Annotated in this window: 11 protein-coding genes; 6 read left to right on the top strand and 5 right to left on the bottom strand. The window is 69.6% G+C overall.

Features of this window, described 5'->3' with window-relative positions:
* Nucleotides 1–28: 28 nt before the first annotated feature.
* From ACWGN5_RS21185 to ACWGN5_RS21170, 4 genes are all read right to left on the bottom strand, one after another.
* Nucleotides 29–886, bottom strand: a complete 858-nt coding sequence (locus ACWGN5_RS21185; protein ID WP_453517340.1) for a fumarylacetoacetate hydrolase family protein — start codon at nt 884–886, stop codon at nt 29–31.
* Nucleotides 887–1,024: 138 nt separating this feature from the next.
* The gene (locus ACWGN5_RS21180) at nt 1,025–1,795 is read right to left on the bottom strand and encodes a YidC/Oxa1 family membrane protein insertase (protein ID WP_453517338.1); all 771 of its coding nucleotides are present in this window, start codon (nt 1,793–1,795) and stop codon (nt 1,025–1,027) included.
* A gap of 42 nt (nt 1,796–1,837) precedes the next feature.
* Complete coding sequence (locus tag ACWGN5_RS21175; RefSeq protein WP_453517336.1) at nt 1,838–2,134, bottom strand: DUF6412 domain-containing protein; 297 nt, start codon at nt 2,132–2,134, stop codon at nt 1,838–1,840.
* Nucleotides 2,135–2,218: 84 nt separating this feature from the next.
* Complete coding sequence (locus ACWGN5_RS21170; RefSeq protein WP_453517335.1) at nt 2,219–2,758, bottom strand: winged helix-turn-helix transcriptional regulator; 540 nt, start codon at nt 2,756–2,758, stop codon at nt 2,219–2,221.
* An 82-nt stretch (nt 2,759–2,840) separates the two neighbouring features.
* Between ACWGN5_RS21170 and ACWGN5_RS21165 the strand changes: the two genes are divergently transcribed.
* Entirely contained in the window at nt 2,841–4,199 is a 1,359-nt protein-coding gene (locus ACWGN5_RS21165) for an MFS transporter (RefSeq protein WP_453517333.1), read from the top strand.
* Here ACWGN5_RS21165 and ACWGN5_RS21160 read toward each other — a convergent pair whose 3' ends face one another.
* Complete coding sequence (locus tag ACWGN5_RS21160; protein ID WP_453517332.1) at nt 4,200–5,024, bottom strand: class E sortase; 825 nt, start codon at nt 5,022–5,024, stop codon at nt 4,200–4,202.
* A 63-nt stretch (nt 5,025–5,087) separates the two neighbouring features.
* On the opposite strand from ACWGN5_RS21160, the gene ACWGN5_RS21155 reads away from it, so the two are divergent.
* The 5 genes from ACWGN5_RS21155 (at nt 5,088) to ACWGN5_RS21135 (ending at nt 12,156) form a co-directional block, all read left to right on the top strand.
* Entirely contained in the window at nt 5,088–6,083 is a 996-nt protein-coding gene (locus ACWGN5_RS21155; RefSeq protein ID WP_453517329.1) for an SEC-C metal-binding domain-containing protein, read from the top strand.
* A gap of 71 nt (nt 6,084–6,154) precedes the next feature.
* The gene (locus tag ACWGN5_RS21150) at nt 6,155–6,544 is read left to right on the top strand and encodes a very short patch repair endonuclease (protein WP_453517446.1); all 390 of its coding nucleotides are present in this window, start codon (nt 6,155–6,157) and stop codon (nt 6,542–6,544) included.
* 133 nt (nt 6,545–6,677) lie between these two features.
* Nucleotides 6,678–8,222, top strand: coding sequence for an ATP-binding protein (locus ACWGN5_RS21145; RefSeq protein WP_453517444.1), 1,545 nt, complete (start codon nt 6,678–6,680; stop codon nt 8,220–8,222).
* Nucleotides 8,219–9,196: a PD-(D/E)XK motif protein gene (locus ACWGN5_RS21140; RefSeq protein ID WP_453517328.1), complete on the top strand. Its 978-nt coding sequence runs from the start codon at nt 8,219–8,221 to the stop codon at nt 9,194–9,196. The genes ACWGN5_RS21145 and ACWGN5_RS21140 overlap by 4 nt, the downstream gene beginning before the upstream one ends.
* Nucleotides 9,197–9,213: 17 nt before the next feature.
* Nucleotides 9,214–12,156, top strand: a complete 2,943-nt coding sequence (locus ACWGN5_RS21135; protein ID WP_453517326.1) for a Z1 domain-containing protein — start codon at nt 9,214–9,216, stop codon at nt 12,154–12,156.
* The last annotated feature ends 75 nt before the right edge of the window (nt 12,157–12,231 follow it).

Raw genomic sequence — 12,231 nt, 5'->3', positions numbered from 1 at the left:
TCGTACGCATGCGTCAGGCCCGTACGGCTCAGGCGCCCTTGAGCTCCTGGCGCTGCCGGCCGAGGCCCTCGACCTCCAGCTCGACCACGTCACCGGGGCGCAGGTACGGCTTGGGTTCCGGCTGGCCCATGGCGACGCCCGCGGGCGTACCGGTGTTGACGATGTCGCCCGGGTAGAGGGTCATGAACCGGCTGACGTACCGGACGACTTCCGCGACCGGGAAGATCTGGTCCGAGGTGTGGCCGTCCTGCTTGAGCTCGCCGTTGACCCAGAGCTTCAGACCGAGGTCCTGCGGGTCGGGCACCTCGTCGGCGGTGACCAGCCAGGGGCCGAGCGGGTTGAAGGTCTCGCAGTTCTTGCCCTTGTCCCAGGTGCCGCCGCGCTCGATCTGGAACTCGCGCTCGGAGACGTCGTGGGCGACCGCGTACCCGGCGATGTGCGCGAGGGCCTCCTCGTCGGTCTCCAGGTAGCGGGCGGTGCGGCCGATGACGATCGCGAGCTCGACCTCCCAGTCGGTCTTCACGGAGCCGCGCGGTACGAGCACGGTGTCGTCCGGACCGACGACGGTGTCGGCGGCCTTGAGGAAGACGACGGGCTCGGCGGGGGTGGCCTGACCGGTCTCGGTGGCGTGCCCGTGGTAGTTCAGCCCGATGCACACGACCTTGCCGATCCGCCCGACCGGCGGGCCGACGCGCAGACCGGTGGCGTCGAGCGCGGGCAGCACGCCGGCGGCCGCGGCGCCGCGGATGCGGTCGAGGGCGGAGGCGTCGGCGAGCAGACTGCCGTCGATGTCGTCGACGAGGGCGGACAGGTCGCGGAGCGTTCCGTCCTGGTCGAGCAGGGCGGGACGCTCGGCTCCCGGCGGCCCGACACGCAGCAGCTTCATGGTCTTCTCCCTGTGGTCGAGGTGGGCCCGGGAAGGGCCCTGAGGGTGCCCCGGCCGATGGAGTGCGGCCATCGGAGGATTGGTCGATCCTCCAAGCAAAAGGGTCAGTCTGCAAGACCCCGTTCACACACTGGACCCTTACGCGGGAGTAACCAGGGCCGCCTGAGGCATGTCCCGGTAGAGGAAGGCCCGCTCGACGGCCGTCCAGGTGGTGCTCGTGACGATGTAGAGCGCGGCGGCCAGCGGCACGACGGCGACCGAGATCAGGGTCGCGAAGGAGAGCAGCGGCATGAACCGGGCGAGGCCCGCGGCCACTCCCGCGCCCGGCTGGCCGGGCTCGACGGCGACCGCGACCGGCTGCCGCTTGGCCCGGAGGTAGTTGTACGTGGCGACGCAGCCGACGATCGCGAAGAGCACGAGGTAGACCAGGCCGGCGGGGCCGAAGACGCCGCCGTGGGCGAGGGCGTCGGCGTAGTGGTCGCCGAGCGGGGCGGCGAAGAGGCTGTGCCCGGTCATCCGCCCGCTGGAGAAGAGGTGGAACATCAGGAAGAACGCGGGCGCCTGGAGCAGGCTCGGCAGGCAGCCGGCGAGCGGCGAGACCTTCTCCTTCGCGTGCAGCTCCATGATCGCCTTCTGGAGCCGGTCGGGGTTCTTGGCGTGCTTCTTGCGCAGCTCGGCGAGCTGCGGGGCGAGCCGGGTGCGGGCCTTCTGGCCGCGGGCGGCGGCCCGGGAGAGCGGGTGGATCGCGAGCCGTACGAGCAGGGTGAAGAGGACGATCGCGGCGGCCGTGGCGGTGGTGGTGAAGAGCGGCTGGAGCAGGTCGGCGAGCCGCTCGACCAGGGAAGCGAAGACGTTCAAGGGAGCCCTCCGTGGGGGTCTCGTCGTGCCGGGGGTGCGGGATTTCGGCATGACGGATCCGCGAGAGGTGCGTGAACGTGCTGTACAGGCTCCCTACGCGGCCGTCGGGAGGGGACGGCCGGGAGCGCGGGGTCTGCGGCGCCCGGCGGCGTCGGGGTCGCGCTGGGGCAGGAAGGCGGTGCGCCGCTCGCGGTCGCGTATGGCGGTGCGGACGGCGGTGGGCGGCACGGCCGGGGCCGTACGGGCTCCGAAGAGGGCGCAGACGACGCCGGTCGCGGCGAGGGCGACGGCGGCGGAGAGGCCCGCGCCGTCGGAGAGGAGCAGGTCGGCGAGGGCGAGCAGGAAGAACAGGGGCGCGACGAGACGCAGCACCAGGGTTCTGATCGTCATGCCGTCACCTCCTCCTCGTCACCGCTGTCTCAGGGTGAGGACGCACGGGGAGGCGCGGAAGTTCCCGCGAGGCGCGTCACCTGCTCAGGAATTCACGTGCTCCAGGGGAACGAGGAGGCGGCGGGGCCGGAGGAAGGCGCGGCTGACGGGATCGGCGGGGTCGGGGTCGAGCCCGGCGCCGGGCCGCATCTCGATGTCGGCGAGCGGTACGACGACGTGGCAGGAGGCGCAGGCATCGTACGGATCGAGTTCGGTGCCGCAGTCGGCGTGGTGGAAGTGGCGCAGCGGTACGGCTCCGGGGGCCTCGCCCCGGCCCCAGGTGCCGAGGGCGCGCAGGACGGGCCAGAGGGCGAGGCCGCGTTCGGTGAGCACGTACTCGTCTCGCGGGGGCGAGTCCTGGTAGCGCCGCCGGTCGAGCACGCCGGCCTCGACGAGGGCCTGGAGGCGGGCGGCGAGGACGGCGCGGGGGGCGCCGAGGTGAACGAGGAAGTCGTTGTAGCGCCGGACGCCGTAGAAGGCGTCGCGGACGACGAGCAGGGTCCAGCGCTCGCCGATGACCTCCAGTGAGCGGGCGATGGAGCACTGCTGCTGGGCGTAGTCCTTGCCGAGAGCCATGCCCCCCATCGTACGACAGCGGGTTCATTGAACGAACCGACCTGGTACCGTGAGTTCATTCATCGAACCGACGACGGGTGGAGGTCCTGCCATGCCCCAGCTCGCCACCACGACCCGGCGCGGGTCCCCCACCCGGACCGGCCGCCCCCGGGCGACCCTCGCCGTCACGGCCGCCGCCACCGCGGTGGCCCTGATGAACTACACGGCCCCGATGCTGACGCTCCCGGACATGGCCGCCGCCTTCGGAACCCCGGCCTCGGCGCAGGCCTGGCTGCTCAACGGCACCCCGCTCGGCCTCGCCGTCCTGCTCCTGGTGGCCGGCAGCCTCGCGGACTCCCACGGACGGCGCCGGATCTTCCTCCTGGGCACGCTCACGCTCGGCCTCACCACGGCGCTCGGCGCCTTCGCCGGCTCGACGCTCACCTTCACCGCGGCGCGGATCGCGCAGGGCGCGGCGAGCGCGGCCGTCCTGGCGGGCAGCCTGGGCCTGCTCGCCCACGCGTACCCGGCGGGCCGGGACCGGATCAGGGCCACCGGCATCTGGGGCGCGTCCGTCAGCGGCGGCATCGCCCTCGGCCCCCTCCTCGCGGGCGCACTGAGCCTGGCGGACTGGCGGCTGGCGTACGGGACACTGGGCGCGGCGGCGCTGGTGATCGCGGGGACGGGAACGCGAACGCTGGCGAAGGACGCGACACCCACGGAATCACCCCGCCCGGACGTGGCGGGAGCCCTGACCCTCGGCCTGGCCCTGACGGCGCTGCTCACCGCCCTGACCCTCGGCCGGGACGGCTGGCTGCGACCCCCGGTGGGCGTCCTGCTGGTGGGTTCCGCCGCGCTGACGGCGCTGTTCGTGCTGGTGGAGCACCGGCGCCGGACGCCCATGATCGACCTGGCGCTGCTGCGGAGGCGGGCGTTCCTGGCGTCGACGCTGGGGGCGCTGTTCACGGGCCTGGCGGTGATCGGCCTGTTCAGCGTGGTGCCGGCGCTCCTGCAAGTCGGGGCGGGCATGTCACCCCTCGCCTCGGCGTGGCTGTTCCTCCTCTGGTCGGGCACGGCGTTCGTGGCGGCGCTCCAGGCCCGCCGCCTCGCGGGCCGGCTCTCGGCCACGTACCAACTGGCCGTGGGCTTCACGCTGTCGGCCGCGGGCATCCTGGCCCTCCTGGGCAGCCTCGAAGGCCCCTGGCCCCGCCTCCTCCCCGGCCTCGTGGTGGCGGGCGCGGGCAGCGGCCTCCTGAACGCGGCGCTGCCCCGGCTCGCGGTGGACTCGGTGCCGCCGGAGCGGGCGGCGATGGGCTCGGGCGCCAACAACACGGCCCGCTACATCGGCTCCTCGGCGGGGGTCGCCCTGACGCTGGCCCTGGTGACGACGGGCCCGGACACGGCGCTCCTGGTCTCGGCTGCCCTGGCACTCACGGGCGGGGTGCTGACGCTCGTACTGGGCCGTGACTGATCACCCGGCGGAGACGAGCTTCGCCCAGACGACGAGCCGGTAGGTACTGCTGAACTCGGGGGTGCAGGTGGTGAGGGTGAGATAGGCACCGGGGGCGGAGTACCCGTAGGAGGGCTTGACGAGGGACCGGGGCACGGCGCGAATGACCCCGACGTCACGGGGAGAGGTGGAGCCCAGCACGAGATCGACGCGATAGACGTAGGTACGCGCACGCGTACGCAAGAAGATCTGATCCCCGGCTCCGAGCCGATTGATGTACCGAAACGGCTCACCATGCGTGTTCCGATGCCCGGCGAGAGCGAAGTTCCCGACACGCCCGGGCTCACCGGTACCGGGGTAGTGCCCGGCGTACCCCTTGTCGAGAACGGACCGCTTGGAGACGCCTTCGGCGACGGGGACGGTGAGCCCGAGCCGGGGGATACGAAGAACGGCGAAGGCGGAGGAGAGGGCGGGGGCGGTCCGGGAACGATCGACGGCGGGCGAGGAAGAGGGCGCCGACGCCTCACCTGCAAGGGACGCATCAGCCGGACCAGGCACAGCCTCCGACACATCAGGCACAACATCCGCATCCGCATCCGCACCAGGCACGACATCGGCACCAGGGGGAGAGATGTCCCACTCCCGCTCCAGGACGCGCACCTGGTCGAGCGCCTCGGCGCGGGCCTCCCGGTTGGTCCACCAGAGCTGATGGACGACAAGAAGCAGGACGAGAACCCCGCAGGTGACGACGGTCTCGGCGGCCAGCCACAGCGCGCGGGCGCTCGTACGAGATCGTCCTCCCGTCTGGACGACGACCGGCACCCGCTCCCGCACCCTGGCCCGCACGCGGGGCACGATAAGCGCTGAGGCGCCAACTCTCCAGGCCCGTACAGCAGTACGGTGGAGGGCATGCGCCCCGACACGCCTGCCGCCCACACCACCGAAGCCGAGCGTCTGCTGCGCACGGCAGCGCAGTACCCGGGAGACCGGGAGCCCCTGTACCTCCAGGCCGCGGCCCACCGGGAACTGGCGGGAGACCGCGAGGGCGCGACGGCCCTGTACGACGAGCTCCTCACGGGGGAGCCGGCGAACCCGCACCTGATCAGGGCGCTGAAGGCGGCGAACCTGTGGGAGTACGGCCACGAGGCGGAGGCGCGGGCGATCATCGAGGGCGTGCGGCGCGCGAAGCCGGCGGACGCGGCGCCCTGGCAGATCACAGCGGAAACACTGGAAGCCCACGACGAACTGGAAGCAGCGGAATCCACCCTGACGGAAGCGGCAACCCTCCTGGCGGGCCCGGAAGACCTCCCCCACGCCACCCAGTCGCTCCTGATCACCCGCCACCGAATCCGCCGCATGCTGGCTCGGGACCACGACGCCTGGGACGAGCAGGCGGACCACCTCCACACGGGCACAGTCGCCCTGGACGAACTCCACGACCCGAAGCGCCTGTGGTCACTGGGCTCCTCGGACCCGGCGGAGCTCCGGGCGGAGATCACCCGCCTCCGCTCGGAACTGGGCACGTACCGCACGGCCCTCTCGCGCCCGTTCCCGGTGGCGGTCCTCCACTGGCCGGAACCGGAACTGGACGAACTCCTGGTGGCCTATCCGGAACTGGAAGCGGAGTACCCCACGTACCGGGCCCACCTGACGGACATCGAAGCGTCCCTCCGCGAACTGTCCGCCGCCGGCACCCCGAACCTGGGCATCGTCCGCGCCACGGTCCCCTCCTACGAAGCCTTCGCCGCCTCGGAATCCACCCCACCCTCCAACGCCGACCTCCTCCCCCAATACGCCACCACCCTGGCAGCCCGAGCCCGAGCAACACCCTGGCCCCCAGCCCGCTCCGCGGCCTGCTGGTGCGGCTCGGGGAGGACTTACGGGGAGTGCCACGGGGCGGAGTGACGCATCCGGCTGTCCGGCAGAATGCAAGTGTGTCCGAAGCCGTTCCGTCCTCCCCCGCCGTATCGGCCCGCATGAGCCGCCAGGGCTCCCGCGACACCGCTCAGGAGCTGGCGGTACGCCGCCTCCTGCACGCCTCGGGCCTGCGCTACCGCGTCAACGTCCCCGTCCCGGGCATGCCCCGCCGCACGATCGACATCGTCTTCGGCCCGGCCAAGATCGCCGTCTTCCTCGACGGCTGCTTCTGGCACGGCTGCCCCCAGCACGCCACGCAGCCGAAGGCCAACGCGGAGTGGTGGCGGGCCAAGCTCGACAAGAACATGGCCAGGGATCGCGAGACGACCGAGCACCTGGAAGCCCAAGGGTGGACGGTGCTCCGCTTCTGGGAGCACGAGGACGAACGCGCGATCGCGCGCGTCGTGATCGGTGCGAAGGCCGAGAGCGCCGAGCGGAATCGACACTGAGGTCGGCCAGCCGCCGGACCCCTGGGCCGTGGGAGCCCTCCGTGAAGACCCGAGAGCATTGCCCGACAGTCGGACCGGTGGTCTACCGTCACTGTTCGACCCGTCCTCAACATCGACAACTCGAGGCAAGCCCATGACTCAGGACTGGCAGTTCGACGTTCCAGTCGCCGGGAGCAAGGTGCTCCCTCCCGACTCGCGATACATGGAAGCGCTGAGCAGTCAGGGATACGGGTTCGAGGTGGCCGTCGCCGACCTCGTCGACAATTCGATCGACGCCGGCGCCAAGGACGTCGTCATTCATTTCCTCCGCGACGGCGACCAGTTGGTGAGCCTTCTCGTGGTGGACGACGGTCGAGGCATGACCGAAGAGGAGCTTGATGTCGCGATGACCGTCGGCGGTCGCCGCGACTACGCACCCGACGCACTCGGGATGTTCGGTACCGGTCTCAAGTCGGCCTCCCTCAGCCACGCATCGGCCGTGACAGTGGTCAGCACCACCAAGCGCACCCGGGCGGTGGGCCGTCGCTGGCTCATGGAACGGGCGGTCTCCGGCTTCCAGTGCGACATCGTCACCCCCGACTACGCCCAGACCCTTATCGACCGCTACGACGACGGTCGGCCCATCACATGGCAGGGCACCGTCGTCCGCTGGGACGGGGTCAAGGACTTCCCGAAGCACGGGGGCGGCGGGCAGACGGACCGCTACCTTCAGCGCACCATCAACAAACTGGGACTCCATCTGGGCCTCCACCTGCACCGCTTCCTCGCACGCGAGGACTTCAACATCACCATCGCGGTCGAGGACGTCCGTACGGGTTCGGTGTACATGAACTTCGGTGTGGAGCCGTTGGACCCCTTCGGCTACCCGGTGTCGGGGGCACCCGGCTATCCGCGGTTGTTCACCACCTCTCTGCCGGGAGTCGGCGACATCGGTCTCACGGCCCACGTCTGGACTCCGAAGTCCAACCTCGACGAGTACAAGGCGATCGGCTCGGTCCTCGACCGCCAGGGCTTCTTCTTCTACCGCCACGACCGCCTCGTGCAGGCCGGCGGGTGGAACAATTTCCGGCAGCCCGAACAGCACCTCTCCTTGGCCCGCGTGGCCGTCGACCTCCCGGACGGTGCGGGTGACGTGTTCCGCCTCACCGTCAAGAAGTCCGGAGTCGAGACGTCACCGGAATTCAGCGCGGCACTGGAGATGGCGACCGAGGGTGCGGCCGAGGGAGACACCGTTCCCACGTTCCTCGACTACCTGGCCGCAGCGGACACGGCGTACAGAGATGCCCGAAAGCGTGCGGGAACCACGCGCAGGGCAGTGATCGCGGCCGGTGAGGGGTTCGCGCCCGCACTGCGCGACACGATCGTCGAGGAATCGCCGACCCTTCCCCACGAGACCCCCATCTCCGTCGAATGGCGCCGCCTCGGGAACGAGGTGCTCTTCGACATCGATCGGGAGCACCGGACCATCGTTCTCAACGACCACTACCGTGACGCGATCCTCGGGGGGAAGGCACGCGACCTTCACGACGCCCCACTGGTGAAGGCCATGTTCTACCTCCTGCTGCACCAGACCTTCGAGAAGGAGTACAGCGGGAGTCGCGAGAGGGACAACCTGCAGCTGTGGCAGTCGATCCTTGTCTCGGCGGTCAGGGCGGAACTCCGTGGGAGCGAACAGTGACGACGCCCGACACCCATGTGCGGTGGACCGCGGTGGAGCACTACCTCGGCGCCCGACAGGCGACCACCTACAAGCTGTCCCCACCCGGGTCCCACCCCGAGGTCACCTACGTCGTGGGGGACGGCGGCCAGGGCATCGCCCTGCACGTCGAGCTCACCGGGCGACACCGCCCGCCCACCTCGCCACTGCCGTCCGTCCTCATCGACACCATCGCCGCACACGGCATGCGCATGGCCCGCATCAGGACCACGCAGGAACCGCTCCTCCGCGACTTCCACGACCTCCTGAACGCGATCGCCGACCGCATCATCACCCACGACCGAACCCTGGAGCAGGCGTTCTCAGAGACGGTGCGCGCGTGGAGCGCCCTCCTGGGCCGCTCCCGGGACATCGGCGCCGCGAAGCGCATCGGTCTCATGGGAGAGCTTGCCGTCCTCGGCTCGGTGGCGGCGGCTCACGGCTGGTCGACGGCTGTGGACTCGTGGATCGGCCCCGAGGGCGAGGAACACGACTTCGGACTTCCCGAGGTCGACGTCGAGGTGAAGACCACCTCCTCCGAACGTCGACGACACATCGTTCACGGAATCGGTCAACTGAGCCCGGCGCCCGACAGGGACCTCTGGCTGGTCTCCATACAGCTCACGCGCGGGGGCGGTCATGGCAGAACCCTGTCCGACTGTGCGCGTACCGTTCGCCGCAGGGTCTCCGAGCATGCGCCGTCTCTGGTCGATCTCCTCGACCACAAACTCTTCGTGTCCGGGTGGCGACCGGACATCCCTGACGACGAGCGGTGGCGCCTGCGTTCCGCGGTCGTGCCTCTTCTCGTGGACGGCACAGTGCCGCGCCTGGACGAGTCGGCCGTTCCACCGGAAATGCGCGACCGCATAAGCGACATCACCTACACCGTCGACGTGACAGGTCTACCCCCTTCCGCCGGGGCGCCGTCCGCCCTCACCGACATCTCGCTCCCCTGACGCCCGAGGAATCACCAATGACCCCGCACGAGTCGCTCAGGCTCACACTGCACACGTCCGCGCTGGCCGGCATGGACACCCGTCCGAAGAATCTTCTGCGCGCCCTCGCCTACCAGGCCGAGGACGAGGGGCCGCACGCGGAGAGCCTGGCCGAGGAGACGGACTTCCGGGCCGTACTGAGCACCGCCCACTCCACCCATCAGCTCGTGGAGCTGTGGCGCAAGCGCCTCACACAGTGGGACTACGCCGAGAATCCGTCGTGGGCGACCGCCCCGGCACGCACGGAAGAACGGCGGGCGGAGGTTCTGAACCTCCTCGCTCTGTCCGAGGACACCCGAAAGCTGCTCAACTCGCTCATTCCCGTGCCCAAGGAAGCGGGCCCCGTCGTCATCAGCGACGAGTTCACCCCGTGGTACACCCCGCAGTCCCAGCAGGGACGCAGCTGGTACTGGCCGGCTTACCGGCGGCTCCTTGCCGAGAAGGGTTGGTCCGAGACTGCGGTCGCCGGACTGGACACTGCCACCGACCGGGTCGTCGAGCGGTTGGCCGATCCCGCGTCCCCGACGGCCTATCAGGCCAAGGGGCTGGTCGTCGGGCACGTGCAGTCCGGAAAGACGGCCAACTTCACCGGAGTCATCGCGAAGGCGATGGACGCGGGCTACCGCCTCGTCATTGTTCTCGGAGGCACGCTGAATCTGCTGCGTGCCCAGACCCAGCGGCGCCTCGACATGGAACTCGTCGGACGCGAGAACATCCTCCGCGGCGCGGCCGAATACGAGTCCGACTACGCCGACGACCCCGCCTGGTCGAAGGGAAAGTTCCTCTCGCACGGCGGGCTCCCCTCGGCCCTGGGTGGGTTCGACATCGTCCGCATGACGACGAGGAACGACGACTACAAGAGCCTTCTGCAGGGGATCGTCGCCCTGGAGTTCGAGAAGCAGGAGCCGGCCCTCGACCTCTTCGACCCCCACAATCTCCATCGCTCGTCCGCTCGACTGATGGTGGTCAAGAAGAACAAGACCGTCCTCGCGAAACTGGTGAAGGACCTCAACAAGATCAAGACTCCGTTGGACCAGATTCCCGTCCTGATCATCGACGACGAATCCGACGAAGCCTCGGTCAACACCGCCGGCCCCGACCGGCCCAACGCGGAGCGCACCGCGATCAACGACAAGATTTCGGAGCTCCTCGGAATCCTTCCGCGCGCCCAGTACGTCGGCTACACGGCGACTCCCTTCGCCAATGTGTTCATCGATCCGAGCGACGCCCAGGACATCTTCCCGAAGGACTTCATCGTCTCCCTGCCGCGTCCGTCCGGCTACATGGGAGTGCGGGACTTCCACGATCTCGACTCGCCGATCCCTCCGTCGGAACGCACCTTTGCCAACTCCAACGAGAAGGCGCACGTCCGAGACATCCTGCTGACCTCGGAGGACGACACCACCGCCCTGCAGCAGGCCCTGGACATGTTCGTCCTCACCGCCGCCATGAAGCTGTACCGGGAGGAGAACGGGCTCGGAGAGCGGCACTTCCAGCACCACACGATGCTCATCCACGAATCGGTGCGAACGGCCGACCACCGTGAGCTCCACGGAAAGGCGAGCCAACTGTGGTGGAACTCCGGTTACACGGGCCCGAGTGGACACGAACGTCTGCGAGCACTGTTCGAGACTGATGTGGCGCCGGTCTCCCGCGTCCGCGCAGAGGGCTTTTCCGTTCCGGCCACGTACGACGAACTCTCCCCGTACGTCGGCACGGCCGCCATTCGCATCGGCGGTGACGATCAACCCATCATCGTGGTGAACGGCGACAGCGACCTGAAGACGGGCGGAGATGCCGACTTCGACAAGCGGCCCATCTGGAAGATCCTGATCGGAGGCCAGAAACTCGCCCGCGGTTTCACCGTCGAGGGACTCACCGTCACCTACTACCGCCGGCGTGCGGGCAACGCTTCCACTCTCATGCAGATGGGGCGATGGTTCGGGTTCCGCAATGGCTATCGCGATCTCGTACGCCTCTATCTCGGACGCGAGGAGGGGAAGCAGGGACTCGACCTCCTGGAGGCCTTCGAGGCCATCTGCCGGGACGAGGAGACGTTCCGCGACCAGCTGGACCTGTACTCCGCCATGGTCGACGGGAAGCCCCAGGTCACCCCGGCGCAGGTGCCGCCGCTCGTGTCGCAGCACCTGTCCTGGCTGAAGCCCGCCAGCGCCAACAAGATGTACAACACCCGTCTCGTCGAGATCCACTCGCCCGGCAAGTGGGAAGAGCCGACCGCGTACCCCTCGAAGGCGTCGGATCTCCGCCACAACAGCGAACTGTGGCTCCCCGTGCTCGACTCGCTGAGTCCGCGTCCGCTCACCTTCTCCTACCGCGACGAGAGCACCGGGAGGGAGCTCGCCTTCCCCGCTCTGGTGGGACGTCTCGATGCCGACGCGTTCCTCCGACTCATCGGTTCGCTCCGCTGGGATGTTCCGGAGCGGTTCGGCCCGCACCTGACATATCTCGAGGAAATCACCGCCTCGTCGCCGGCCAAGGTGGACGACTGGCTCGTCCTCGCCCCTCAGCATTCCGCGGGCACCCGGCACTTCTCCCCGGCTGGTTCGAGTCGCCGTTTCTCCTGGTTCGGACGGCAGCGCAGGCGTGGCGACGCCTTCGGCGCCATCAGCGAGCCGAAGCATCGAGCCGCCCCGCTCCGCATCGCCGGGGCTCTCCCCTTCGGAGGGAACGCAACGACGGAGGAGCACGTCGGGGAACGTCGAGGAGTGGTCACGGTGTATCCGGTGGTGCAGCCCGAGGACCGTCCGGAGGTGGAGACGACCGGGACTGTCGCCCCCGGCCGCCTGGTCATGGCCTTCACCTTCGTCGCACCGGCGTCGGCCCGCAGCACCGACGGAAAGGTGGTGAGGTTCGTGACGATCGACTCCGGAGGCGGCTTCCAGGACGATCACGCCGGCTGAAGCCGGCCCGATCTGATCGTCGTGATCGACGAGGGCTCCTACGATGAACGACCTTGACGACGGTGGGGGTGGGAC

This window comes from Streptomyces sp. NPDC055815 (assembly GCF_053616475.1).
This window is presented reverse-complemented; position numbering and strand designations above follow the sequence as displayed.